The 24,685-nt window shown below is 71.2% G+C and carries 22 protein-coding genes; 15 read left to right on the top strand and 7 right to left on the bottom strand.

Translation table 11 applies throughout. From position 1 onward, the window contains the following. Positions 1-28: 28 nt before the first annotated feature. Entirely contained in the window at positions 29-1,993 is a 1,965-nt protein-coding gene (gene thrS / locus ACBJ32_RS50300) for a threonine--tRNA ligase (protein WP_357876193.1), read from the top strand. 100 nt (positions 1,994-2,093) lie between these two features. On the opposite strand, the gene ACBJ32_RS50305 is transcribed toward thrS, so the two are convergent. After that, positions 2,094-2,816, bottom strand: a complete 723-nt coding sequence (locus ACBJ32_RS50305; RefSeq protein WP_375132971.1) for a PIG-L deacetylase family protein — start codon at positions 2,814-2,816, stop codon at positions 2,094-2,096. Positions 2,817-2,964: 148 nt separating this feature from the next. On the opposite strand from ACBJ32_RS50305, the gene ACBJ32_RS50310 reads away from it, so the two are divergent. Continuing rightward, entirely contained in the window at positions 2,965-3,972 is a 1,008-nt protein-coding gene (locus ACBJ32_RS50310) for an RNA polymerase subunit sigma-70 (RefSeq protein ID WP_375132972.1), read from the top strand. Between the two features lie 87 nt (positions 3,973-4,059). Continuing rightward, on the top strand, positions 4,060-4,485 hold the full coding sequence (locus ACBJ32_RS50315) for a hypothetical protein (protein WP_357876187.1): 426 nt from the start codon (positions 4,060-4,062) through the stop codon (positions 4,483-4,485). Positions 4,486-4,488: 3 nt separating this feature from the next. Here ACBJ32_RS50315 and ACBJ32_RS50320 read toward each other — a convergent pair whose 3' ends face one another. After that, complete coding sequence (locus tag ACBJ32_RS50320; RefSeq protein WP_357876185.1) at positions 4,489-4,992, bottom strand: Asp23/Gls24 family envelope stress response protein; 504 nt, start codon at positions 4,990-4,992, stop codon at positions 4,489-4,491. 77 nt (positions 4,993-5,069) lie between these two features. Here ACBJ32_RS50320 and ACBJ32_RS50325 point away from each other — a divergent pair, with 77 nt between their 5' ends. Further along, a complete protein-coding gene (locus ACBJ32_RS50325; RefSeq protein WP_357876183.1) occupies positions 5,070-5,600 on the top strand; it encodes an HIT domain-containing protein in 531 nt (176 codons plus the stop codon). On the opposite strand, the gene ACBJ32_RS50330 is transcribed toward ACBJ32_RS50325, so the two are convergent. Then, positions 5,556-7,637, bottom strand: coding sequence for a hypothetical protein (locus tag ACBJ32_RS50330; RefSeq protein WP_375132973.1), 2,082 nt, complete (start codon positions 7,635-7,637; stop codon positions 5,556-5,558). The two genes, ACBJ32_RS50325 and ACBJ32_RS50330, sit on opposite strands and share 45 nt — an antisense overlap. 163 nt (positions 7,638-7,800) lie before the next feature. Further along, positions 7,801-8,703, bottom strand: coding sequence for a branched-chain amino acid transaminase (locus ACBJ32_RS50335; RefSeq protein WP_375132974.1), 903 nt, complete (start codon positions 8,701-8,703; stop codon positions 7,801-7,803). An 88-nt stretch (positions 8,704-8,791) separates the two neighbouring features. Between ACBJ32_RS50335 and ACBJ32_RS50340 the strand changes: the two genes are divergently transcribed. Beyond that, positions 8,792-10,117 (top strand): PLP-dependent aminotransferase family protein, encoded by a 1,326-nt coding sequence (locus ACBJ32_RS50340; protein WP_375132975.1) that lies wholly within the window; start codon positions 8,792-8,794, stop codon positions 10,115-10,117. A 24-nt stretch (positions 10,118-10,141) separates the two neighbouring features. Here ACBJ32_RS50340 and ACBJ32_RS50345 read toward each other — a convergent pair whose 3' ends face one another. The 3 genes from ACBJ32_RS50345 to ACBJ32_RS50355 all read right to left on the bottom strand — a co-directional run bounded on the left by ACBJ32_RS50345 (position 10,142) and on the right by ACBJ32_RS50355 (position 14,225). Next, a complete protein-coding gene (locus tag ACBJ32_RS50345; RefSeq protein WP_375132976.1) occupies positions 10,142-10,291 on the bottom strand; it encodes a hypothetical protein in 150 nt (49 codons plus the stop codon). Between the two features lie 108 nt (positions 10,292-10,399). Beyond that, entirely contained in the window at positions 10,400-11,956 is a 1,557-nt protein-coding gene (locus ACBJ32_RS50350) for a glycoside hydrolase family 10 protein (RefSeq protein WP_375132977.1), read from the bottom strand. 130 nt (positions 11,957-12,086) lie between these two features. Then, positions 12,087-14,225: an elongation factor G-like protein EF-G2 gene (locus ACBJ32_RS50355; protein ID WP_375132978.1), complete on the bottom strand. Its 2,139-nt coding sequence runs from the start codon at positions 14,223-14,225 to the stop codon at positions 12,087-12,089. Positions 14,226-14,369: 144 nt separating this feature from the next. Here ACBJ32_RS50355 and pgsA point away from each other — a divergent pair, with 144 nt between their 5' ends. From pgsA to ACBJ32_RS50405, 10 genes are all read left to right on the top strand, one after another. Then, complete coding sequence (gene pgsA / locus ACBJ32_RS50360) at positions 14,370-14,993, top strand: phosphatidylinositol phosphate synthase (RefSeq protein WP_375132979.1); 624 nt, start codon at positions 14,370-14,372, stop codon at positions 14,991-14,993. Beyond that, positions 14,990-15,901, top strand: a complete 912-nt coding sequence (locus ACBJ32_RS50365) for a phosphatidylinositol mannoside acyltransferase (RefSeq protein ID WP_375132980.1) — start codon at positions 14,990-14,992, stop codon at positions 15,899-15,901. The genes pgsA and ACBJ32_RS50365 overlap by 4 nt, the downstream gene beginning before the upstream one ends. Further along, positions 15,898-17,028, top strand: coding sequence for a glycosyltransferase family 4 protein (locus ACBJ32_RS50370; RefSeq protein WP_357876167.1), 1,131 nt, complete (start codon positions 15,898-15,900; stop codon positions 17,026-17,028). Before ACBJ32_RS50365 ends, ACBJ32_RS50370 begins: the two co-directional genes overlap by 4 nt. After that, positions 17,025-17,567, top strand: coding sequence for a hypothetical protein (locus tag ACBJ32_RS50375; protein WP_357876165.1), 543 nt, complete (start codon positions 17,025-17,027; stop codon positions 17,565-17,567). The genes ACBJ32_RS50370 and ACBJ32_RS50375 overlap by 4 nt, the downstream gene beginning before the upstream one ends. Before the next feature lie 62 nt (positions 17,568-17,629). Beyond that, a complete protein-coding gene (locus ACBJ32_RS50380) occupies positions 17,630-18,646 on the top strand; it encodes a DUF3048 domain-containing protein (protein WP_375132981.1) in 1,017 nt (338 codons plus the stop codon). A 104-nt stretch (positions 18,647-18,750) separates the two neighbouring features. Next, entirely contained in the window at positions 18,751-19,665 is a 915-nt protein-coding gene (pdxS, locus tag ACBJ32_RS50385; RefSeq protein WP_357876595.1) for a pyridoxal 5'-phosphate synthase lyase subunit PdxS, read from the top strand. A 229-nt stretch (positions 19,666-19,894) separates the two neighbouring features. Beyond that, positions 19,895-21,577: an alkaline phosphatase D family protein gene (locus tag ACBJ32_RS50390; protein WP_375132982.1), complete on the top strand. Its 1,683-nt coding sequence runs from the start codon at positions 19,895-19,897 to the stop codon at positions 21,575-21,577. 468 nt (positions 21,578-22,045) lie between these two features. Further along, positions 22,046-22,468: a MarR family winged helix-turn-helix transcriptional regulator gene (locus tag ACBJ32_RS50395; RefSeq protein WP_375132983.1), complete on the top strand. Its 423-nt coding sequence runs from the start codon at positions 22,046-22,048 to the stop codon at positions 22,466-22,468. A gap of 58 nt (positions 22,469-22,526) precedes the next feature. Next, positions 22,527-23,705, top strand: a complete 1,179-nt coding sequence (locus ACBJ32_RS50400; RefSeq protein WP_375132984.1) for an MFS transporter — start codon at positions 22,527-22,529, stop codon at positions 23,703-23,705. Positions 23,706-23,719: 14 nt separating this feature from the next. Then, complete coding sequence (locus ACBJ32_RS50405; RefSeq protein WP_375132985.1) at positions 23,720-24,562, top strand: endonuclease/exonuclease/phosphatase family protein; 843 nt, start codon at positions 23,720-23,722, stop codon at positions 24,560-24,562. Positions 24,563-24,685 lie beyond the last annotated feature (123 nt).

Raw genomic sequence — 24,685 nt, forward strand, 5'->3', positions numbered from 1 at the left:
ATCGAGCGCGACCTTCAAGGAGTTCACCGTGTCAGCCGAGCTACGCATCACCCTCGCCGGAGCCGAGCGTGTGGTCGCGGCCGGCACGACGGCCGGGGAGGCGCTCGAGGCCGACGGCCGCACCGTCATCGCCGCCAGGGTCAACGGCGAGGCCCGTGACCTGGCCTGCGCGCTGGCCGACGGCGACGCCGTCGAGCCGATCGAGATCTCCAGCGAAGAGGGCCGGGCGATCGTGCGGCACTCCACCGCGCACGTCATGGCGCAGGCGGTGCAGGAGCTGTTCCCCGAGGCCAAGCTGGGCATCGGGCCGCCCGTCGAGAACGGGTTCTACTACGACTTCGACGTCGCGCAGGCGTTCAACCCCGACGACCTCAAGCGCATCGAGAAGCGCATGCGCGAGATCGTCAAGCAGGGGCAGCTCTTCTCCCGCCGCCCGGTCAGCGACGACGAGGCGCGCGAGGAGCTGGCGGCGGAGCCGTACAAGCTGGAGCTGATCGGCCTCAAGGGCGGCGCCGCCGACGAGGAGAGCGTCGAGGTCGGGGCCGGGCAGCTCACCATCTACGACAACCTCGACGCCAAGAGCGGCGAGCTGTGCTGGAAGGACCTGTGCCGGGGCCCGCACGTGCCCTCCACCCGGTCCATCCCGGCCTTCAAGCTCATGCGCTCCGGCGGCGCCTACTGGCGGGGCAGCGAGAAGAACCCGCAGCTCCAGCGCATCTACGGCACCGCGTGGGAATCCCGCGACAAGCAGGAGGAGTACCTCAAGCTGCTGGAGGAGGCCGAGAAGCGCGACCACCGCAAGCTGGGCGCGGAGCTCGACCTGTTCAGCTTCCCGCCGGAGCTGGGCAGCGGCCTGCCGATCTTCCATCCCAAGGGCGGGATCATCCGCAAGGAGATGGAAGACTACATGCGCAGGCGCCAGGCGGAGGCGGGCTACGAGTTCGTCAACACGCCGCACCTGACCAAGAGCTCGCTCTTCGAGACCTCCGGCCACCTGCCGTGGTACGCCGACGACATGTTCCCCGCCTTCGAGCTGGAGGGCATCGAGTACCGCGTCAAGCCGATGAACTGCCCGATGCACAACCTGATCTACCGGGCGCGCGGGCGTTCCTACCGCGAGCTGCCGCTGCGGCTGTGCGAGTTCGGCTCGGTCTACCGCTACGAGAAGTCCGGCGTGGTCCACGGGCTCACCCGGGTGCGCGGCATGACGCAGGACGACGCGCACATCTACACCACCCGCGAGCAGATGGCCGACGAGATCAAGTCGCTGCTGCGGTTCGTGCTGAGCGTGCTGCGCGACTTCGGCCTGGAGGACTTCTACCTGGAGCTGTCCACCCGCGACGACTCCGAGAAGTTCATCGGCGACCCCGCCGAGTGGGAGGAGGCGACCGACGCGCTGCGCCAGGTCGCCACCGAGTCCGGCCTGACGCTCAAGGACGACCCGGGCGGCGCGGCCTTCTACGGCCCCAAGATCTCGGTGCAGGCCAAGGACGCCATCGGGCGCACCTGGCAGCTGTCCACCATCCAGCTCGACCTCAACCAGCCCAAGCGGTTCGGCCTCGAATACCAGGCGGCCGACGGCTCGCGGCAGACCCCGGTCATGATCCACCGGGCGCTGTTCGGCTCCGTCGAGCGCTTCCTCGGCGTGCTCACCGAGCACTACGCCGGCGCCTTCCCGCCCTGGCTGGCCCCGGTGCAGGTGGTGGGCATCCCGATCGCCGAGGCCCACGTGCCCTACCTGCAGGACGTCGCCAAGAGGCTGCGGGCCGCCGGGATCCGCGTCGAGGTCGACACGGCCGACGACCGGATGCAGAAGAAGATCCGCAACGCGCAGAAGGCCAAGGTGCCCTTCATGCTGCTGGCCGGCGACGACGACATCGCCAACGGCGCGGTGTCCTTCCGCTACCGCAGCGGCGAGCAGAAGAACGGCGTCCCCGTGGAGGAGGCGATCGGCGAGATCGTCAGCGCCGTGGAGCGCCGCGTCCAGGTCTGAGCATCGATCACGCGGGAGCGGGCCGTGCCTGGTGGCACGGCCCGCTTTCCGTCTCGGCCGCCTTGGCGGTGGGTCGCCCGACGCATCCGGTTTGTGGAAGTCAGCGATCGAAAAGGCGGAATGTCACTGCCGGCCGTCCGCCGAAGCGTTCCGCCTGCTCCCGGGCGAACCCCTCGATCAGGTTGCGGGCGTAGGTCTCCGGGGCCTCGTCGGTGAGAGCCTCGATGTAGGCGCGGTGCTCCAGGAGCGAGCGCACGCCCCGCTCCAGGCCGTCGGTGACGTCCACGGCATGGGTGGGGGTGTCGGATCCGGCGACGGCGATCCACCGCACGCCGTTCCACGGCTCGGCCTCCGTGTCCGGAAATATCCAGCGATTTCCGGCGTCGCCGACCGCGTCCATCACGGCCCGCCCCACGGCCCGGTGGTCGGGGGTGTTCCAGTACGCGCCTCTCCAGGTGTCCTCGTAGTTCAGCGTGATCACGAGCTCGGGGCGGTGCCTGCGGATGGCGGCGGCCAGCTCCTCGCGCAGCCGGAGGCCGTACTCGATCACCCCGTCGGTGTGGTCGAGGAACTCCACGTCCGTCACCCCGGCCACGGCCGCGCTGGCCCGCTGCTCGCGCTCGCGCACCGGGCCGGCCTTGGCGGGCTCCAGCGTGTCGATGCCCGCCTCGCCCCTGGTGACGAGCAGGTAGGAGACGTGACGTCCGGCATCGGTCCAGACGGCCACGGCGGAGGCGCAGCCGTATTCGAGGTCGTCGGGGTGGGCCACGATGGCCAGTGCGCGCTGCCAGTCGTCCGGCATGGGCGCCAGCTGATCGGTCATGCCTGCCATCCTGGCAGCCCCGGCGCCCCGCCGACAGACGCCGCTTCATCCGCGTACTTCACGGCGGGCGGGTGCTCGTGCGACGCTTGCGCCGGGAGCTCGGGATGGCAGGGCTGATCAGGGGCGGCACGTGGGCCAGGGAGGCGACGTGGGCGACGAGAGCGAGGCCGTTGCGGCCGTCAGGGAGGGCGGGCGGGCCGCGTTCGGGGAGCTGGTCGAGGGGCACCGGCACGAGCTGCGGGTGCACTGCTACCGGATGCTGGGCTCCTACACCGACGCCGACGACATGGTGCAGGAGACCATGATGCGCGCCTGGCGGCGGCGGGAGACGTTCGAGGGGCGCTCCACGCTGCGGGCCTGGCTCTACCGCATCGCCACCAACGCCTGCCTCGACCTGCTGTCGGGGCCCGCGCGCGCCCGCGAGATCACGGTGGGCGTGGGCGGCGAGTCCCGCTCGCCGTTCGCGGAGGTGCCGTGGCTGCAGCCGTACCCGGACCGCCTGCTCGACCTGGCCGCGCCGGGGGAGGGCACGCCGGACGCGGTGGCGGTGGAGCGGGAGACGATCGAGCTGGCCTACCTGGCCGCGATCCAGCACCTGCCGCCACGCCAGCGGGCGGTGCTGATCCTGCGGGACGTGGCCGGATGGTCCGCCGAGGAGACCTCGCAGGCGCTGGAGCTGAGCGTGGCGGCCGTCAAGAGCGCGCTGCAGCGGGCCCGCGCCACGCTGCGCATGCACCTGCCCGCCCGGCGCTCCCAGTGGGGCCCCGCCACGGCGCCGAACGAGCAGGAGCGGGCCGTGCTGCGCCGCTACATGGAGGCGTCCGTGGAGGGCGACCTGTCGGCCCTGGCCGAGCTGCTGCGCGAGGACGCGCGGCAAACCATGCCGCCGGCCTCGCAGGTGTACGACGGCCGGGCGGCCATCCTCGACATGTGGCGGCCCGTCATGATCGGGCCGGAGGCGTGGGGCGAGTGGAAGGCGCTGGCCACGCGCGCCAACCGGCAGCCGGCCGTGGCCAACTACGTACGCCGTCCCGGCCAGGGCCGCTACACCGCCGTCAACATCGACGTGCTCCGCGTCGAGGACGGCCTGATCGCCGAGATCACCACGTTCGGCGCCGAGTTGCACACCGCCTTCGGCCTGCCCCACGAACTCTGAGAGGAGATTTCCCGGCCGGACCGATTCCTTTCCCGCCGCCCCGCCGTCATATGGCCGTACGACCACTCACTAGAGAGGAATTCCGCCATGACCGAGCACAACGACCCCAAGCTCAAGGCTCTCGACCGCCTCGTCGGCACCTGGAAGGTCACCGGCGCCGCCGCGGGCACCGTCACCTACCGCTGGATGGAGGGCGGCCACTTCCTCATCCAGGACGTGGACCTCACGCAGGAGGGCGGCACGGTCAAGGGCACGGAGTTCATCGGCAGGAAGCGGCCGTACGGGGCGGAGGAGCCCAGCCAGGACGTGCACTCCTGGTACTTCGACAGCGACGGCAGCACCCTGGCCTACGTGTACGAGATCGAGGGCGACACGCTGACGATCTGGGCGCACAAGAAGGACTCGGGGGCCTACTACCGCGGCACGTTCAGCGCCGACGGGGCGAGCGTCACCGGCGCCTGGGTGTACCCCGGTGGCGGCGGCTACGAGTCGAACATGACCAGGGTGGGTTGAGCCTCAGCCCGGCTCCTCACCCTCGACCAGGTCCTCGGCGGGGCCACGGGCCGCGGCCCGGCCCTCGCCGGGGAGCCGGACGTCGTCCACGGTGACGTTCACCTCCATGACGCGCATGCCGAGCATCCGGCTGACGCTCCTGGCCACGTTGGTCTTGACCTCGGAGGCGACGTCCATGACGACGTGGCCGTACTCGACCACGATCGTCAGGCTCACCGCCACCTGGCGGTCCTGGATCTGCGCGCTGACGCCCTGGTTGCCGCGGCGGGAGCCGATGCCGATACGGTCGCGTACGGACTCGAAGGCCCGCGCCAGGTCGCCGCCCATGTCGGCGACCCCGGCCACCTCCAGCGCGGCCAGCGCGGCCACCTTCTCGACCACCTCGTCGGCGACCTTGATCCGTCCCTTGACCACCGCCCCCGAGGTGGGCGCCTCGATGTACGAGGGCGGCGAGGGGGCAGGTTGCTCGGCGGACGGTGCGGGCTGCTCGGCCAAGGCTTCACTCATCGCGGCCTCCTGTAGGCGGGTGCTCAGGATTGTGCCGGAAGAGGACCCCGTTTGTCCGGGGTCCTATGCTGCTAGTTATGCACGATCAGGCAGGGGCCGGGGCCCCCGACAACTTCCAGCGTCTGTGGACCCCGCATCGCATGGCCTACATCAAGGGCGAGAACAAGCCGACCGGCACCGGTCCCGGCGACGGCTGCCCGTTCGACGCCATCCCGAAGATGAGCGACGAGGACGGCCTGATCGTGAAGCGGGGCGAGACGGTCTACGCCGTGCTCAACCTGTACCCGTACAACTCGGGCCATCTGATGGTCGTGCCCTATCGCCACGTGTCCGACTACGACGAGCTCGACGCCGCCGAGGTGGCCGAGCTGGGCGAGTTCACGCAGCGGTCGCTGCGGGCGCTGCGCAAGGCCAGCGGCGCGCAGGGCTTCAACGTGGGCATGAACCTCGGCCACGTCGCGGGCGCGGGCATCGCCGCCCACCTGCACCAGCACGTGGTGCCCCGGTGGGGCGGCGACACCAACTTCATGCCGGTCGTCGCCCAGACCAAGGTGCTGCCGCAGCTACTTCACGACACCCGCCAGCTGCTCGCCGACGCCTGGGACTGACTCGCCGCCGCGGCGCAGCGCGCCGATGCCGGTGGCCAGCAGCAGCGGCACGGCCAGCGCCAGGGCCATCGACAGCACGGCCGCGCCGGAGTCGTTGACCAGCATCCCGACCACGCCGCTGACGAGCGTGCCGATCAGGCCGGCACGCAGCGCGGGGGAGTGCTCGAACGCCGCGGGCACGACACCCGCCGACGCCTGCTCGGGGCGCAGGATCGCGTACACGAGGAACGCCACGGCGGCGATCACGATCGGCATCAGGTTGGGGTTGGCCAGGGTGGAGACCATGGCCAGGAACTTGCGCCAGATGACGTCCACGGCCTCCCCGGTCAGCACCTGCCCCACGAACCTGCCCAGGTGCGACTGCTCCTCCGGGGGCCGCAGGTAGTTGAGCCACGCGAAGCCCATCACGATCACGCCTCCGGCCACGCAGAACGCGCCCAGCTTCACCAGGGAGACGCGCTTGCCCGACAGGATCAGCGCGGTCACCGCGATGCCCGGCACGAAGGCGATCACGCCGCCGAAGTCGCTGCCCATCCCGGACCCGCCCAGCACCATCGCGAACGCCCCCAGCACCACGATCGCGCCCACGCCCACCTTGCCCGGCCACCGGTGGGCGATCACCGTGGTGGCCAGCAGCGTGCCGGTCGCCAGCAGCGCGAACGGGATGTTGCCCAGGCCGAAGTAGCGGGCCCCCTGCTCGGCGCTGTAGCCCATGAAGCTGTTGAGCTGGAGGGTGGTGCCGGTGAGCAGGTCGCCGACGAGGGTGAGCGCCGTGATCGCGGCGACCACAGCCAGCGGGCCGAGCGGCCTGCGCCGCCACGGCCCCGCCAGCGCCAGCGCGGTGATCGCCGCCCACCAGGCCGCCATGCCGCCGAACAGCTCCAGGTGGGAGTCCCACGGCAGGAGGTTGACCAGGAACGAGGTGACGGGCAGGGCCGCGAGCGCCACGGCGGCGCGGCGTACCCAGGGCAGGGCCCTGCGGCGGCGCAGCAGCAGGAAGGCCAGCACGTAGAACAGGACCTGGAACACCGCCAGGGCCGTGAAGTAGGCGGCCTTCGCCGAGCGCATGGTCTGGGCGGTGGCGTCGGCGCTGCGGAGCCGTTCGACCGTCGCGCCCGGCTCGCCCACCCGCAGCGGCACGCCCACGACCGTGCTCGGCACGGCCACGCCCAGCTCGTCCAGCACGGTGGCGGTCAGGTCGGTCAGGATCGAGATGTCGTCCCTGCGCGTGGAGGCCGCGCCCAGCAGCCGCCCCTCGGCGCCGGGCTCGCGCAGCGCGGCCACCCGCAGGTGCGGCACGGAGCCGTGGTCCGACAGGCCCGCCAGCAGCACCGTCGTGCCGGCGGGCAGCACCGACAGCAGCGCGCCCGCCTTGGTGTCGGCCAGCCGCAGCGCCTCGCGCCGCTCGGCGGGGCCGAGCTTGTCGGGCACCTTGGGCAGCCGGCCGGGCTCGCCCGCCAGGTACGGCTGGACGAGGTCGTCCACGTCCATCGCCACCATCCGGCACTTCTCCAGGCCGGCGGTCCCGACCTGGAGCGGCGAGGCGTGGTAGTGAGCCACCGCGCCCTGCCGGTCGGCCAGCGCCAGTGCCGCGCCGGGCCCGATCGCGATCGAGCACTGCCCGGCCGCCTTCAGCGACTCGCCCAGCGTGCCCGCCGTGCGCTGGCCGGCCACGTCGATGAGGTAGCGGTAGTCGGGGATGACGGCGCCCTCGCCCCTGGGCTCGGGCGCGGGCGGCGCACCGCACGCGTAGCCGACGGCCGACCTGGTGCCCGCCGACACGGTGAGCCAGCCGTCGTAGGGGCAGGTCACGTTGCCGACCGTGCGGACGGAAAGGGAGCCGATCGCGCTGGACCCGGCCAGGGCCCACAGGTTGGGGGTGTCGGACGGGGTCAGGTCGTTCCAGTGCAGGCCGGGCACGCCGATGAGCGCCACCCGCCCCGTCTCGGACGCCGCCCTGGCGGGGCCGGCGAACAGAGCATGACCGATAATCACCTGACCGACCAGCACGGCCAGCACGACCAGCGCGCGCCTCACCCGATGACCTCCCGTGATCGCAGAGTTCTGTGGCACGGCCGGGCTAGGTAGTGCTAGGTCATGCTCCGGCGCCACCAGACGCGACTACCCTCTCATGCGCCGGGAGTGCCGGAGGCCGTCTTCCGCCCGCCGGACGGCGATCGTACGGACCGATCGTCGCGTCTCAGCCGGCCACCGGGGTGAGCCAGTGGCGGTAGCGCTCGTCCCTGCCGTGCACGACGGCGTCGTAGGCGTCGGCCAGCCTGGCCGTCACCGGGCCTGGGCCGGTGCCCAGCTCCCGGCGGTCGACCGAGGAGACGTGCACGACGCCGGCGGCCGTGCCGCACAGGAAGACCTCGTCGGCGGTGTAGAGGTCGGAACGCATCAGCTCGCGCCTGACGGCCGGCAGGCCGAGACCGGCGGCCAGCCGCTCCACGGTGTCCTGCGTGAGCCCCGCCAGCGCGCCCGCGCTGTCGGGCGGCGTGGCGAGCACCCCGTCGCGGACGACGAAGAGGTTCGCCCCGGTGCACTCGCTGACGTAGCCGGCGGAGTTCAGCAGCACGGCCTCGTCGTAGCCGGCGTCGAGCGCCTCGTGCTTGGCCAGGACGGAGTTCAGGTAGGGGCCGGTGGCCTTGGCGGCCGTGGGCACGATCGTGTGGTCGTTACGCCGCCAGGAGCTGGTCATCAGCCGGACGCCGGAGCCGAGCAGCGCGCCCCACTCCCAGGTGGCGATGGACACGGTGGTCGGGCAGCCGCGCGCCGCGATGCCCATCTCGCCGTAGCCGCGATGCGCGAGGTGGCGGATGTAGCAGGAGGGGCGGCCGTTCGCGGCCACCGTCCGCAGCGTGGCCTCGCGCAGCTCGTCCATCGTGTACGGCATCGCCAGCCCGATGATCCGCGCGCTGGCCGCCAGCCGCCGCAGGTGGTCGTCCAGCCGGAAGACGGCGGGCCCGTCCTGCGTCTCGTACACCCTGGTGCCTTCCAGGACGGCCGTGCCGTAGTGCAGGGCGTGCGACAGCACGTGCACCCGGGCCTCGCCCCACGGCACGAGCTCCCCGTCCATCCAGATGAACTTGGCCTCCTCCACCCGCACTCCTTCCTCCAGTGGCCCGACACGACGACATTTGATGGGCCAATTGCGCGATGGGTGGCACAGTATCGGGATAATGGTGGCTATGGGAAGGGAAGACACCCTCGTCACACTCGTCCGCGACCGCCTCCGGCTCCACCAGGGCCCGCCCAGCCGGCGGCTGGCCGGCGCGCTCGCCGACCTCGCCCAGACCGGCCTCATCAGCCCCGGCACCCGCCTTCCGTCGGAGCGCGACCTGGCCCAGGCGGTCGGGGTCAGCAGGGGGACGGTGGCGGCGGCGTTCAACGCCCTGTGCGAGGAGGGATGGTGCGAGCGGCGGCACGGGAGCGGCACGTACGTGCTCGGCACCCCCTCGTTCGGCGGGCTCCTGCAGGCGGGGGCCGTCCGCGCGGACCTGTCCACCTCCGTGGTCCCCGACCCCTCCCACCTCGTCCTGCCCTCGATCGACCCGGCGGACCTGCTGAGGGTGCCCAGCGGGCACGGGTACGACGCGATGGGCGATCCCCGGCTGAGGACGGTGCTGGCGAGCGGCGAGAGCGCCGACCCGAAGGACGTCCTCGTCACGGCGGGCGCCCAGCAGGGCATCGACCTGGCCGCCCGGGTGCTGCTGCGGCCCGGTGACCGCGTCCTGGTGGGGGACCCGGCCTACGGGGGCGCGCTGAGCGTGTTCCGGCGGGCGGGGGCGCACGTGGTGGCCGTCGATCTCGGCGCGCCGGCCGCCGTCGAGGAGGCGCTGGCCCGCCATCGCCCCGCCGCCGTGTACGCGGTCAGCGTGGACAACCCGACCGGCGCGGTCCCGCCGCTGCGGCACGTCGCCGAACTGGCCAGGGACGCGGGCGTGACGGTGGTGGAGGACCGGACGCTGGCGGCCCTCGTGTACGACGGCACGCCGCCGCCCGAGCCGCTGGCCCGGACGCATCCGTACGGGACGGTGACGGTCGGGTCCCTGTCGAAGGTGTTGTGGGGCGGGCTGCGGGTGGGCTGGCTGGCGGCCCCGGAGCCGCTGCTGGCCCGCCTGACCGAGGCCAAGGTGGACGCCGACCTGGCGACCAGCGCGGTCGCCCAGCGGCTGGCCACCGACCTGCTCGAACGCAACCCCGTGCGGCCCTGGCTGGCCGAGCTGGCGCGCCGCAGGGAGCACTGCCTGGCGGCGCTGTCCGCGCACCTGCCCGAGTGGACGTGGACGCGCCCGGCGGGCGGGCTGTCGGTGTGGGCACGGCTGCCGGGCACGGACACCGACAGGTTCGCGGTCGTGGCGCGCGAGCACGGCGTGGCGGTCGCGCCCGGCTCCCTGTTCTCCCCGGACGGCCGCCACCGCGACCGGCTGCGCCTCAGCTTCGCCCTGCCCCCGGACCTGCTGGACCAGGCGGTCGCCGGTCTGGCCCAGGCCTGGCGGGCCTACGGGAGATGAAGGCGGCTCGCGAGAGGGCCGGGATCAGCCGACCACCACCTCGTCACCGGTGCCCAGGTCGATCCCCGCCAGCCCGTCCCGGATCCACGCCACGGCTCCGGGGAGCTCCCGATCGAGGTCATGACCTCCCAGGCCGGCCGACGAGGCCCAGCAGGAGCACGCTGACGGCCGCACAGGACAAGATCCGGATCAGTCGCATAAGCCTCAGCATGGCCCAAGAAAGAGGAGAAAATGGCGAAAGGCCGGTCGAGAGTCGACCGGCCTTTCGGCGTCACGCGAGGCTCAGACCTCGTCCACCTTGACCTTCACCGCCTTGCTCTCGTGGTGCAGGCGGTCGAGCGAGGTGACCAGGTACGTGCCCGCCGACTTCGCGGCGTAGGACGGGTCGCTCACCACGGCCACCAGGTTCCGCGCGTCGGTGGTGTGGCAGTCCTTGCCGGACTTGGGCACCTGGTACACGGCGTACGCCCGGGCGCCCTCCGAGGGTTTCCAGGACAACCGCGTGCCCGCCGCCTTGGCGTCGGCAGGGGCGGCCGGGGCCGAGCCGCCGAGCGAGTCCTGCAGCGGCAGCAGCGCCGGGCGGCTGTAGTGGGCCTTGGCCATCCGGTCGACCGCCCCGAGCGGGTTGGCCATCAGGTTCTTGGCGCTGAAGTAGACGGCGCCGTCGACCTGCTTGCTGGCGCGGTTGACGCCCACCTGGCCGGTGAGCTCGCCGGGCTTGAGCCAGGTCCTGTCGTCCTTGGCGCCGACCCGGTAGGCGCCCTGGCCGATGTAGAGCTGCACGTCGCTGCCCTTGACCTCGTTGGACCACCAGCGCACCAGCGTGTTGTAGTCGGCCAGCTTGTGCCCGCGCGGCCAGTAGAGCTGGGGCAGCACGTAGTCGACGGTGCCGGACTTGATCCAGGCGCGCGCGTCGGCGTAGATCGAGTCGTACGCGGACATGCCGGACGTGCTCGACCCCGTCGGGTCCTGGGCCTTGTTGCGCCAGATGCCGAACGGGCTGATGCCGAACTTCACGTGCTGCTTGGACGCGTGGACGGCCTTGTCGACCTGCGCGACGAGCTTGTTGACGTTGCCGCGCCGCCAGTCGGCGAGCGTGGCGCCCTTGCCGTACTTGCGGAAGGCGGCGGTGTCGTCGAACTTCGCCCCCGCCACGGGGTAGGGGTAGAAGTAGTCGTCGAAGTGCACGCCGTCGATGTCGTAACGGTCCACCACGTCGGTGATGACCTTGGTCACGTGCTCGCGGACGGCCGGCAGGCCGGGGTTGTAGTAGAGGCGGCCGCCGTACTTGACGGTCCAGTCGGGGTGCCGGCGCGCCGGGTGGTTGGCGGGCAGCGCCGAGGCGCTGTCGCCGTAGGAGGCGCGGTAGGGGTTGAACCAGGCGTGGAACTCCATGCCGCGCTTGTGCGCCTCGTCGATGAGGAACGGCAGCGGGTCCCACCCGGGATCCTTGCCCGCGGTGCCGGTCAGGTACTGCGACCAGGGCTCCAGCGAGCTCTTGTAGAGGGCGTCGGAGGCGGGCCTGACCTGGACGAAGACCGCGTTGAGGTTACGCTTGGCGGCGTTGTCCAGGATCTTGACGTAGTCGGCCTTCTGCCGGTCGATGCCGTGGCCGGCCTTGGAGGGCCAGTCGATGTTCTGGGTCGTGGCGATCCACACTCCGCGCAGCTCACGCTTCGGGAAGCGGGCATCGGCCTTGCAGGCCGCAGCGGGGGGTGCGGCGACGGTCGTCTTCTTCTCGCTCGCTGCCGGGCTCTCCGCGGGTCCGAAGACGTAGGCGGCGGTCGTCGTGGCGACGGCCAGGGCGGCAGCGGCTAGGAGTGGGCGTCCAGTTCGCATAGTGCCACCCAGTGTGACAGCTGCTCCGGCATGCTCGGTACGAAAAACCGAAATCAAGTCGTGACACGTTTGTGACAAAAGCCTACTGCTGGGCCGGGAGGGACAAATCCCTCCCGGCTCTCCGCGGAGCTCAATCCGCGGCCGTCAGCTTGGTTGCGAGGTTCGCGGGCAGCGGTTCGTAGCGCAGGAACGTGCGCGTGAACGTGCCCGTGCCGTGTGACATGGATCTCAGGTCGATCGCGTACCGCGTGATCTCCAGCTCGGGCACCTCGGCCTTGACCAGCGTGCGGCCCGTGCCGACCGGTTCGGTGCCGAGCACGCGCCCGCGCCGCGACGACAGGTCGGACATCACGGACCCGACGTGGTCGTCGGCCACCAGCACCGCCAGCTCGTCCACGGGCTCCAGCAGCAGCGTCGGGACCTTCGAGGCGGCCTCCTTCAGCGCGAGCTGGCCCGCGATCTGGAAGGCCATGTCGGAGGAGTCGACGGAGTGCGCCTTGCCGTCGTACAGGGTGACCCGCACGTCCACCATCGGGTAACCGGCGACGACGCCGCGCTCCATCTGGGCCCGCACGCCCTTCTCCACCGACGGGATGAACTGCCGGGGCACCACGCCACCCACGATCTTGTCCACGAACTCGAAGCCCCCGCCGGACGGCAGCGGCTCGACCTCGAGATGGCAGATGGCGTACTGGCCGTGGCCGCCGGTCTGCTTGACGTTGCGCCCCATCGCCTGGCACTTGCCGCCGAACGTCTCGCGCAGCGGCACCCGCAGCTCGATCCGCTCGACCTCCACGCCGTGCCGCTTGGCCAGGCGGTCGAGGAGCACGTCGGTGTGCGCCTCGCCCATGCACCACAGGACGAGCTGGCGGGTCTCGGCGTTGTTCTCCAGGCGCAGCGTCGGGTCCTCGGCCACCAGCCGGCCGAGCGCCTGCGACAGCTTGTCCTCGTCGGCCTTGGACCTGGCCCTGATCGCCACGGGCAGCAGCGGGTCGGGCATGGTCCAGGACGTCATCAGCAGCGGGCGCTCCACCTCCGACAGCGTGTCGCCGGTCTCGGCACGCGACAGCTTGGCCACGGCCACGATGTCGCCGGCCATGCCCTTGGCGATGTTGCGCTGCTGCTTGCCCAGCGGGCAGGTCAGGGTGCCGATGCGCTCGTCGACGTCGTGGTCCTCGTGCCCGCGGTCGGCCAGGCCGTGCCCGGAGACGTGCACGGTCATGTCGGGGCGCAGGGTGCCGGAGAAGACGCGGACGAGGCTGATGCGGCCCACGTACGGGTCGCTGGTGGTCTTGACGACCTCGGCCACGAGCGGCCCGTCGGGGTCGCACGTGATGCCCTTGACCGGCTTGCCGGACAGGTCGGTGATCTCGGGCATGGGATGTTCGAGCGGCGACGGGAAGCCCTGCGTCATCAGCTCGAGCAGCTCCTGGGCGCCCACGCCGATGCCGCTGCACAGCACCGGGTAGAAGCTGCCGCGCGCGACGGCCTTCTCCAGGTCGTCGATGAGCACCTTGGTGTCGATGGGCTCGCCCTCGAGGTACCGCTCCATGAGCGACTCGTCCTCGCTCTCCTGGATGATGCCCTCGATCAGCACGCCGCGGTGCTCCTCGATCTGCGCCTCGTACTCCGCGCCCGGCTCCTTCACCGTGCGCTCGCCCGTGGCGTAGTTGTAAAACTTCTGCGTCAGCAGCCCGATCAGCCCGTTGACGTGACCGTTGGTGATCACCGGGAGGTAGAGCGGCGCGACGCCGTCGCCGAAGATGTCCTGGCAGGTCGCGAGCACCTCGTCGAAGTCGGCCCGCTGGTGGTCGATCTTGGTGATCACGACCGCCCGCGGCATGCCGACCTGCGAGCACTCCTCCCAGAGCATCTGGGTGAGACCGTCCACGCCGTCGGAGGCCGACACCACGAACAGCGCCGCGTCGGCCGCGCGCAGCCCCGCGCGCAGGTCGCCCACGAAGTCGGCGTAGCCCGGGGTGTCGAGAAGGTTGATCTTGATGCCGTTGTGCACCAGCGGCGCCACGGAGAGGTTGACCGACCGTTGCTGCCGGACCTCCACCTCGTCGAAGTCGCTGACCGTGTTGCCGTCCTCCACCCGTCCCGGGCGCTGGATGGTGCCCGTCGAGGCCAGCAACTGCTCGACGAGGGTCGTCTTACCCGCTCCTGAGTGGCCGACCAGCACGACATTGCGTATCGCATCCGCCCGGTCGGCCGCGGGTGCCCTGCCCGCGGCTCCCACGGCACCACCAGAGTTTCTTTCCGCCACATCGGCCTCCCGCGTCGTCGGTTGTGTGCCAACGCCGCGCCCGCGCGGAGGGAATGGAAACCGCATGGACGCGGTGTGTTCACCAAATACCCGTGTGGCGGATATCACAAGGGGGGTGGGGCAAAGAAAGTTGTCAGGCGCGTCATGGCCTACGATCGGACCGCGATGCTCAAACTCCTGCGCCCGGCCATGACCCGGATACTCACCCCGCTGGGCAGGGCCCTCGTCGGCCGCGGGATCGGCCCGAACGCCGTCACGGCGGTCGGCACCCTCGGCACCGTCGTGTCCGCCCTGCTCTTCTTCCCCCTGGGGCAGCTCACCTGGGGGGCACTCGTCATCACTGTCTTCGTGCTGTTCGACCTGCTCGACGGCGTGGTGGCCCGGCTCGGCGGGAAGGGGGGCAGCACCTGGGGGGCCTTCCTCGACTCCACGCTCGACCGGGTCGCCGACTCCGCCATCTTCGCCGGCCTGATCATGTACTTCATCTCCGTCGACGACACTCTGATGGCCGCGGTGACACTGGTGTGCCTGATCGCCGGCGCCGTGGTCTCCTATGCCAAGGCCAGAGCGGAAGGGCTCGGGCTCACGGCCGACGTCGGGCTGGCCGAGCGGCCGGAGCGGCTGGTGGTGGCACTGGTGGCCGCCTGCTTCTCGGGGCTCGGCGTTCCGTACATCCTGCCCGTGGGCATGTGGCTGCTCGCGGTGGCGAGCCTGATCACCGTCGGGCAGCGGGTGGTCGCTGTCCACCAGCAGACGAGGGAGAGATGAGCGAGAAGGTGTCCTTCGGCGACCGCGTCGTGGCGGCCGGGTTCGCGGCGGGGTGGAAGCTCGTGCCGCTGCTGCCGCAGCGGCCGACGGCCGCGGCCTTCCGGTTCCTGGCCGACCGGGTCTGGAGCAGGCGCGGCAAGTCCGTGCGCAGGCTGGAGTCCAACCTGGCCAGGGTGACCGGCCTGGAGGTCGGCAGCCCTCAGCTGCGCGAGCTGACCAGGGCCGGGATGCGCTCGTACTTCCGCTACTTCCACGAGATCTTCCGGCTGCCCGCCATGGACCGCGGCGAGCTCGTGCGCCGCACCCACGTGATCGGGGCCGAGCACATCCACAGCACGGTGGCGGCCGGGCGCGGCGTGGTGCTGGCGCTGCCGCACATGGGCAACTGGGACCAGGCCGGGGCGTGGCTGGTGGGCGTGGGCCACCCGTTCACGACCGTGGCCGAGCGGCTCAGGCCCGAGTCGCTGTTCCGCCGCTACGTGGCCTTCCGCGAGGGGCTGGGCATGGAGGTGCTGCCGCTCACCGGCGGCGACGGGCACAACTTCGGCACCCTGGCGACGCGGGTGCGCAAGGGCGGCGTGGTCTGCCTGCCGGCCGAGCGCGACCTGACCAAGAGCGGCGTCGAGGTGAGCTTCTTCGGCGCGACCACCAAGTACCCCGCGGGGCCGCCGCTGCTGGCGGTGCAGACAGGGGCGGCGCTGCTGCCCGCCACCGTCTACTTCGTGGGCGACGACTGGGGCATCCACATCCACCCCGAGCTGCCGGTCCCCGCCGAGGGCACCCGTCAGGAGAAGGTCGCGGCCGTGGCGCAGGGCCTGGCCGACGTGTTCGAGAAGGGCATCTCCGAGCATCCGGAGGACTGGCACATGCTGCAGCGGCTCTGGCTCGACGACCTGGAACCCCGATGAGGGTCGGCATCGTCTGCCCGTACTCGTGGGACGTGCCGGGCGGCGTCAAGCAGCACATCGACGACCTGGCCCAGGCGCTGATCGCGCAGGGGCACGACGTGTCGGTGATCGCGCCCGCGGCCGACGACGAGGAGCTGCCGCCGTACGTGACGGGCGCCGGGCGGGCGATCCCGGTGCCGTACAACGGGTCGGTGGCCAGGATGTCGTTCGGGTTCCTGTCGGCCGCGCGGGTGCGGCGCTGGGTGCGCACGGGCGGCTTCGACGTGCTGCACATCCACGAGCCGCTGATCCCGAGCCTGGGCGTGCTGGCCTGCTGGGCGGCCAAGGGGCCGATCGTGGCGACCTTCCACGCCTCCTTCACCCGCTCGCGCGCGATCGCCGTGGCCGAGCCGCTGCTGCGCAGCGCGCTGGAGAAGCTCAGCGGCCGCATCGCGGTCTCCGACGCGGCCCGCAAGAGCCTGGTCGAGCAGTTCGGCGGCGACACCGTGCTCATCCCGAACGGCGTCACCGTCGCCCGCTACACCGAGGCGGAGCCGCTCGACGGCTGGGGCCCCGACGGGTCCACGCTGGGCTTCCTCGGCCGCATGGACGAGGAGCGCAAGGGGCTGCCGATCCTGCTCGACGCGTTCAGGACGCTGGCGGCCGAGCGGCCGGACGTGAAGCTGCTCATCGCGGGCCCCGGCGACGAGAAGGACGTCTTCGACAAGGTGCCGAAGGAGTTCCGCGACCGGGTGACCGTGCTGGGCATGGTGAGCGAGGCCGACAAGATCCGCGCCTACCACTCGGTCGACGTGTTCGTGGCGCCCAACACGCGGGGCGAGAGCTTCGGCATCGTGCTGGCCGAGGCGATGGCGTCCGGGGCGACGGTGCTGGCCAGCGACATCCCGGCCTTCCGCAGGGTGCTGGGCGACGGGCAGGCGGGCGCGCTGTTCGCCAACCGCGACCCCGCCTCGCTGGCGCGCGAGGCCGCCGCGCTGCTCGACGCGCCGGAGCGGCGGGCCAAGCTGGCCGCCGAGGCGCTGGTCGCGGTCAGGAAGTACGACTGGTCCACGGTGGCGCGCGACGTCGTCCGCGTCTACGAGACCGTCACCACGAGCGGCGCGGGACGCGTGGAGGAAGACCTGTGACATCCACCATGATCGTGCTGATCGTGGGCATCGTGGTCGTGCTCACGGCCGTCTACATCTCCTGGCGGGCCGGGCGGCTGGACCGCCTGCACATCCGGCTGGAGCTGGCCCAGGAGTCGCTGGACGCCGCGCTGATGCGGCGTCGCGCGGTGGTGCTGGAGCTGGCCGGCTCGCGCCTGCTCGACCCCGCCACGTCCCTGGTGCTGGCCGCGGCGGCGCACGAGGCCAGGTCGGCCGGGCCGGAGGAGCGCGAGCACGCCGAGAGCGACCTGTCGCGGACGCTGCGGGCGGTGGTGGACCAGGAGCGGTTCAGGGAGAAGCTGTCGGAGTCGCCCGGCGGGCGCGAGCTGCTGGAGGAGCTCGACGCGGCCGTGGCCAAGGTGGTCTACTCGCGCCGCTTCTTCAACAACGCGGTCGGGGTCACGCGCGCGGCCCAGGACCGCTGGCTCGCCAGGACGTTGCGCCTGGCCGGGCACACGGAGTACCCGCAATTCTTCGAGATTGATGACAATCCGCCCGCAGCTATGGCAACTGAATGACCTGATTTGGGGAAGCCAGTAAGCTTCATCCCGTTTTCGGGCTGAAGCGAGGAGAGTTACACGTGCGGCTACCCCGGATGATCACGGTCTACCTGGCCGGAGCGGCCGTGCTGCTGCCCGTGGCGGCCTGTTCGTCGGACGACCCGGCCGCCGGCCAGGCACCGGCGCCGTCCGCGACGGCGGCGCCCAGCGTGGAACCGGAAGAGGTCAAGACGCATCCGTTCACCGGCAAGCCGTACGCGAGCCTCAAGCCCGTGCTCGCGGTGAAGATCGAGAACACCGCGGCCGGCAAGCCCCAGCTCGGGCTCAAGAGCGCGGACATCGTCTACATCGAGCAGGTGGAGGCCGGGCTGACCCGCCTCATGGCCATCTTCTCCTCCAAGCTGCCGGCCAAGGTGGGCCCCGTGCGCAGCGCGCGCATCTCCGACCTGCACATCGCGCCGCAGTTCGGCAAGCCGGCCTTCTCGTACTCGGGCGCGCAGACCAAGATGCTGCCGTTCATCGCCGAGGCGTCCCTGTACGACGTGGGCGACACCCGCAACCCCGGCGCCTACTTCCGCCAGCCCGGCCGCTTCGCCCCCTACAACCTGTTCGCCAACACCAAGCAGCTCCTGGCCAAGGCGCCCAAGGCGAGCAAGGCCAAGGACATCGGCTTCAGCTTCGGCGACGCGCCGGCCGAGGGCGGGGTCGACAAGAAGTCGTACACGGTCAAGTGGCCCGCGGCCCGCTTCACCTTCGCCTGGTCGGAGGACAAGCAGCAGTGGATGATCTGGCAGGACGGCAAGAAGAACATGGCCGCGGAGGGCGGCCAGCTCAGCGCGCCGACGATCGTCGTCCAGTACACCAAGACCGAGCGCTCGGAGTTCCACGACAAGAACGACAGCTACACGCCGCTCGTGCACACCACGGGCAAGGGTTCCGCGATCGTGCTGCGTGACGGTAAAGCTTTCAAGGCGCGGTGGGAACGGGAATCGGAGGAGAGCGGCACGACGTTCACCACTGAGAGCGGCGAGCCGATGAACTTCGCCCCCGGCCAGGTCTGGGTCGCCCTCGCCAGCCGCAAGCCCGTCATTCCGTAGAAGTCACGGGGCGAATCCTGACATCTTGGCATGTCGGAGGAGGGGTCCTCCAGGACCTACGATGGGCTTGAAAACCTACCGAATCGCCGTGAGAGCCCGTGAGGATGACCGTGTCGACCAGCACGCCAGAAAGCACCCCCGTCACCGGAACCGCGCGCGTCAAGCGCGGCATGGCCGAGATGCTCAAGGGCGGCGTCATCATGGACGTCGTCACCCCCGAGCAGGCCAAGATCGCTGAGGACGCCGGCGCGGTGGCCGTCATGGCCCTCGAGCGCGTGCCCGCCGACATCCGCGCGCAGGGCGGCGTGTCCCGGATGAGCGACCCCGACATGATCGACGGCATCATCAACGCCGTCTCGATCCCCGTCATGGCCAAGGCCCGCATCGGCCACTTCGTCGAGGCCAAGGTGCTGCAGTCGCTCGGCGTCGACTACGTCGACGAGTCCGAGGTGCTCACCCCGGCCGACTACGCCAACCACATCGACAAGTGGCAGTTCACCGTGCCCTTCGTCTGCGGCGCCACCAACCTGGGCGAGGCCATGCGCCGCATCACCGAGGGCGCGGCCATGATCCGCTCCAAGGGCGAGGCCGGCACCGGCGACGTCTCCAACGCCGTCACCCACATGCGCACGATCCGCGCCGAGATCAAGCGGCTCACCTCGCTGCCCGAGGACGAGCTGTACGTCGCCGCCAAGGAGCTGCAGGCCCCGTACGAGCTGGTCGTCGAGGTCGCCAAGACCGGCAAGCTGCCGGTCGTGCTGTTCACCGCGGGCGGCATCGCCACCCCGGCCGACGCGGCGATGATGATGCAGCTCGGCGCCGAGGGCGTGTTCGTGGGCTCGGGCATCTTCAAGTCGGGCGACCCGGCCAAGCGCGCCGCCGCCATCGTCAAGGCGACGACCTTCTACGACGACCCCGACGTCATCGCCAAGGTCTCGCGCGGCCTGGGCGAGGCCATGGTCGGCATCAACGTCGACGAGATCCCGCAGCCGCACCGCCTGGCCGAGCGCGGCTGGTAGTCCGGCGCGTCGTTGCAGGTCACCGCGCTGGACGCGTGAGACGATCACGTCTGGCAGGCCGCTGACGGCCTGGCGGGGGCGCCACAATGTGACGGTGGAAATTGCCAAATAAGGCGACATCCGCGAAGGATGTCGCCTTTTTGGTGTTGTGTGGTGTTCACCGCGTAGTCATGATCCTCAGTCAGGCTACGGGTCAACCCTCGTTCCTTGATCGTCCCGGGAGCCACACGTGTCCAAGCTCAACCGCAGACACTTCCTCGTCACAGGGTTAGCCGCAGGCGCCGCCGCGGCGATCCCCGCGGGTGCCGCGCACGCCGACCCCGACCCCGCGGCCGAGAGCGCGCAGAGCCTCGCCTCGCGCGGCCTGACCACCGACCCGTTCACGCTCGGCGTCGCCTGCGGCGACCCCGACAGCGAGGGCTTCGTGATCTGGACCAGGCTCGCCCAGCAGCCGATGGCCGAGGACGGGCTCGGCGGCATGCCGCAGCGGCCCTTCCCCGTGCAGTGGCAGATCTACGCCGACGAGCGGGCCCGCCGCGTCGTCCGCACCGGCGTCTCCGTCGCCACCCCCGAGTGGGGTCACAGCGTCCACGTCGAGGTGCAGGGCCTGAGCTCCGACCGCGACTACTGGTACCGCTTCCGCGTCGGCCCGTACGTCTCGCAGCTCGGCCGCGCCCGCACCGCCCCGCACCCCCTGTCGTACGGCGGCGGCCTGGCCATGGCCTTCGTCTCGTGCGCCCAGTACGAGCACGGCTACTTCACCTCCTACCGCCGCCTGGCCGAGGAACACCCCGACCTGATCCTGCACCTCGGCGACTACCAGTACGAGTACACCAAGAACACCTACACCATCCCCGGCGGCAACATCCGCCACCACGAGGGACCCGAGACCGAGACCCTGGCCAACTACCGCCAGCGGCACGCCCAGTACAAGGCCGACCCCGACCTCCAGGCCGCCCACGCCGCCGCGCCGTGGCTGGTCGTCTGGGACGACCACGAGCTGGACAACAACTGGGCCGACGAGGTGCCCGAGCGGCCCGAGAACCCCCAGCCGAACTTCCTGAGCAGGCGCGAGGCCGCCTTCCGCGCCTACTACGAGAACATGCCGCTGCGCCGCACCTCCATCCCGCGCGGCATCGACATGCAGCTCTACCGCCGCATCCGGTGGGGCCGGATGGCCACCTTCCACATGCTCGACACCCGCCAGTACCGCGACGACCAGGGCTGCGGCGACGGCTACCGCGACTGCCCCGCCTCCGTCGACCCGGCCCGCTCGATCACCGGCGCCGCGCAGGAGGAATGGCTGCTGCACGGCTTCCGCCACTCGCGCGCGCAGTGGGACATCCTCGGCCAGCAGGTCTTCTTCGCCCAGCGTGACAACAACGCCGGGCCCGTCAAGGTCACCTCCCAGGACGCCTGGGACGGGTACGTCGCCTCCCGCCGGCGGATCACCCAGGGCTGGATCGACGCCCAGGTGCGCAACCCCGTCGTCCTGACCGGCGACGTGCACGCCCACTGGGCCAGCGACCTCAAGCTCGACTACGACGACCCGACCGGGCCCACCGTGGGCTCCGAACTGGTGGCCACGTCGATCTCGACCGGCGGGAACGGGGCCGACTCCGACCCGGCGCAGCATCCGTTCCTCACCATCAACCCGCATCTGAAGTTCTACAACAACCAGCGCGGATACGTGCTGACGAAGATCGAGCGCGACCAGCTGGCGGCCGACTTCAAGGTCGTGCCGCAGGTGCAGACGCCGGGGTCCGAGGTGTACACGCGGGCCACGTTCGTCATCGAGGACCGGGTGCCCGGGGTGCAGCAGACGTACCTGCGCCCGCTGGACCCGACGCTCCGTCGCGGGGCTGGGATGACCGTGGAGGAGACGGTTCGGCTGGAGACCGAGCGTCCGTAACCGCCCGACTTGCCGCTGGGCCGGCGTGAGCGCGTCGAACCTCCTGGACGTGCTCACGCTCCCTCGGCTCCGCGGGCCCTTCTTCGCGCGATCGTGGGCTCTGTGCCCTTGGTGTCTTGTACGTCACGTGTTGTGCTCCGGCATCGCGTGCGGTTCGCACGCCGCGCCGCACTCCGCCGCACCACGTCCCGCCGACCCGGCGCCGGTGTAGCGCGGGCTGAGGTGCCGCCGCGGCGATCCGCTTGAGCAACCACCACGCCTTCGCCCCGCCCACGCGCCCTCACGCGTCAGCGCCGCTTCTCGCGCCGCGCCGCCCGGCCTGCGTCGCCCGCGTGGTGCCGCCTTACACGCCATCTCATGCCGTCCCGTGCCGCCCTTACCCCCGCGATGCGCCGTAGGCTGGCTCTTCGGAAGGACCTCAGGCCGGGCGGCCGGAATATTAGCCAGGCTAACTTAGTTGTGCTAACCATGAGGGACGACCCCACCCACCTGGCCGAACAGGTCTCGACGGTGCTGCGGCACCTGGTCCTCCTGCTCAGGCGCACCGTCGCCGGCCAGCCCGTCACCAGCCAGCAGTACGGAGTCCTCGGCTCCCTGGAAGGCGGCCCCCGCCGGATGACCGAGCTGGCCGAGGAGCACGCCGTCCAGCTCCCCACCATGACCGTCCAGATCAACCGTCTGGAGGACGCCGGCCTGGTGGCCCGCGGCTCCGACCCCGCCGACGCCCGCGTCAGGACGGTCGAGCTCACGACCGAGGGCCGTGACCGGCTCAGGGCCGTACGCCAGGCCAGGATCGCCCATCTCACCCGTGAACTGGAGGCGCTCACCGAGGACGAGCGCGCCACCCTCGCGGCCGCCCTGCCCGTGCTGGCGAAGCTCGGCCGCTCGTAGGAAAGCCCGTACGAGAAGGAGCAACATGCAAACCGGCGGCGGAATCCTCCGCCAGCCCATGTCCGTCTGGGCCACCGCGTTCGCCGCGGTCGTGGCCTTCATGGGCATCGGGCTGGTCGACCCCATCCTGCCTTCCATCGCCCAAGGTCTGAAGGCCACCCCCAGCCAGGTCTCCCTGCTGTTCACCAGCTACTTCCTGGTCACCGCCGTGGCCATGCTGATCACCGGCTGGGTCTCCAGCCGCATCGGCGGCAAGCGCACCCTGCTGGCCGGGCTGGTGCTGGTCGTCGGGTTCGCCGCGCTGGCCGGCACCTCCACCAGCGTCGCCGAGCTCGTCGGCTTCCGCGCCGGCTGGGGTCTGGGCAACGCGCTGTTCGTGGCCACCGCGCTGGCCGTCATCGTCGGCGCCGCCAGCGGCGGCGCGGAGTCGGCCATCATCCTGTACGAGGCCGCGCTCGGCCTGGGCATCTCCCTGGGCCCTCTCGTCGGCGCGCTGCTCGGCGACTGGGACTGGCGGGCCCCGTTCTTCGGCACCGCCACGCTCATGGCGGTCGGCTTCGTGCTGATCGCCACGATGCTCAGGGCCACGCCCGGACCTGCCGAGAAGACCCGCCTGAGCGCCCCCATCAGGGCGCTGGCGCACGGCGGCCTGTCCACGACCGCGTTCACCGCGCTGTTCTACAACTTCGCGTTCTTCACGGTGCTGGCCTTCACGCCGTTCATCCTCGGCATGTCGGCCTACGGCATCGGTGTCGTCTTCTTCGGCTGGGGCGTCTGCGTGGCGCTGTCGTCGGTGTTCGCCGCGCCGCCGCTGCAGCGCAGGATCGGCTCGGTGAACGTGCTGCACCTGGCGCTGGCCCTGCTGGCCGTGCTCCAGATCGGCATCGCGCTGTCGGGGCACGCGGGCGTCATCGTCTTCACCATCCTGTCCGGCATCCCCATCGGCCTCAACAACACCGTGTTCACCGAGTCGGCCATGGAGGTCTCCGACGCTCCCCGGCCGGTGGCCTCGGCGGGCTACAACTTCGTGCGCTGGATGGGCGGCGCGCTGGCCCCGTTCATCGCCACGAAGCTGGGCGAGGAGGTCGGGGTGGCGGTGCCGTACGTGCTGGGCGCGCTCTGCTGCGTCGCCGGCATGGCCATCCTCTACACCCGGCGCCACCATCTGCGCGCCCTGGCGCGCGTGGACGCCGGCCACACGATGCGCGACACCGCCGAGGTCGCGCCCACCATGTGATTACATATCTCTCCATGGTGGGACATGTCCTGCTGCTCCTGGCGAGCATGCTTCCCGCGCCGCAGGCGAACCTGTCCGCGATGACCTGGAACGTCTGCACGGGGACCAACTCCGACTGCCGCCTCTACCGCGCCGGCGCCGTCGAGCTGGCCGAGCACATCGGCAAGCAGGCGCTCGCCCGGCGTGCCGGCGTGATCTTCCTGCAGGAGTTCTGCACGGGCGCGACGGGCACGCTCGAGCTCTGGCTCGAACGGCGCACCGGCCGGCGCTGGACGATCGGCTCCTGGGGCCTGACCGGCCAGGACGGCACGCCGTACGCCTGCCATCCCGACCTGCTCGGCCGCCCGCGCGGCGCGCAGAGCATCGCGGTCGCGGTGGCGGGCGACGCGGTCGCGTTCGAGGTCCACCCGCTGCCCGCCCCGCCCTGGTACGTCAAGCGGGCCGCCATCTGCGCCGACCTGCCCGCCAGGAAGGTACGCGCCTGCGGCACCCACCTGTCCTCCGGCTCCGACTACGACGACCGCCAGCCGGGCGCCCCCTACCGCACCAAGCAGCTCGAACGCCTGCTGGAGATCTCCGCCAAGCCCGGATACCGCAGCGTCGTCGGCGGCGACCTGAACGTCTCACCGCCCGACAGCGGCTACGGCAGCGCCGCCGGACGCCGGGCCGTCGCCCCCTTCTACCGCGTCTACCAGGAGTGCGATCAGCGGGGCGGGCGGCGTACCGGGGGCTGGACCAGGCAGGGCAAGAAGCTCGACTACCTCTTCGCCCCCAAGGGCAGCGTGCGGCGCTGCCACGTCGAGCGCGGCGTCACCCTGTCGGACCACAAGCCCGCACACATCGAGGTGACCCTCTAGGAGACTTCTGATGATGTTGCTGGTCAGGCTTCCGATCATGTAGGTCGAGGGTCAGGCTGGGCAGCATGATGGGGCATCGTCCCGAGCGGCCGGTGGGGCCGGATGTATGGAGCACCTGCCGGG

This window comes from Nonomuraea sp. GTA35, from assembly GCF_041950525.1.
Classification (GTDB): domain Bacteria; phylum Actinomycetota; class Actinomycetes; order Streptosporangiales; family Streptosporangiaceae; genus Nonomuraea.

What these genes read in the sequence shown, in the direction of transcription:
- ACBJ32_RS50305 (WP_375132971.1), bottom strand. Translation starts at nt 2,816, where the DNA reads ATGACCGATCAGCTGGCGCCCATGCCGGACGACTGGCAGCGCGCACTG.
- ACBJ32_RS50315 (WP_357876187.1), top strand. Translation starts at nt 4,060, where the DNA reads ATGACCGAGCACAACGACCCCAAGCTCAAGGCTCTCGACCGCCTCGTC.
- ACBJ32_RS50320 (WP_357876185.1), bottom strand. Translation starts at nt 4,992, where the DNA reads ATGAGTGAAGCCTTGGCCGAGCAGCCCGCACCGTCCGCCGAGCAACCT.
- ACBJ32_RS50325 (WP_357876183.1), top strand. Translation starts at nt 5,070, where the DNA reads ATGCACGATCAGGCAGGGGCCGGGGCCCCCGACAACTTCCAGCGTCTG.
- ACBJ32_RS50340 (WP_375132975.1), top strand. Translation starts at nt 8,792, where the DNA reads ATGGGAAGGGAAGACACCCTCGTCACACTCGTCCGCGACCGCCTCCGG.
- ACBJ32_RS50350 (WP_375132977.1), bottom strand. Translation starts at nt 11,956, where the DNA reads ATGCGAACTGGACGCCCACTCCTAGCCGCTGCCGCCCTGGCCGTCGCC.
- pgsA (WP_375132979.1), top strand. Translation starts at nt 14,370, where the DNA reads ATGGCCTACGATCGGACCGCGATGCTCAAACTCCTGCGCCCGGCCATG.
- ACBJ32_RS50365 (WP_375132980.1), top strand. Translation starts at nt 14,990, where the DNA reads ATGAGCGAGAAGGTGTCCTTCGGCGACCGCGTCGTGGCGGCCGGGTTC.
- ACBJ32_RS50370 (WP_357876167.1), top strand. Translation starts at nt 15,898, where the DNA reads ATGAGGGTCGGCATCGTCTGCCCGTACTCGTGGGACGTGCCGGGCGGC.
- pdxS (WP_357876595.1), top strand. Translation starts at nt 18,751, where the DNA reads ATGACCGTGTCGACCAGCACGCCAGAAAGCACCCCCGTCACCGGAACC.
- ACBJ32_RS50395 (WP_375132983.1), top strand. Translation starts at nt 22,046, where the DNA reads ATGAGGGACGACCCCACCCACCTGGCCGAACAGGTCTCGACGGTGCTG.
- ACBJ32_RS50400 (WP_375132984.1), top strand. Translation starts at nt 22,527, where the DNA reads ATGTCCGTCTGGGCCACCGCGTTCGCCGCGGTCGTGGCCTTCATGGGC.
- ACBJ32_RS50405 (WP_375132985.1), top strand. Translation starts at nt 23,720, where the DNA reads ATGGTGGGACATGTCCTGCTGCTCCTGGCGAGCATGCTTCCCGCGCCG.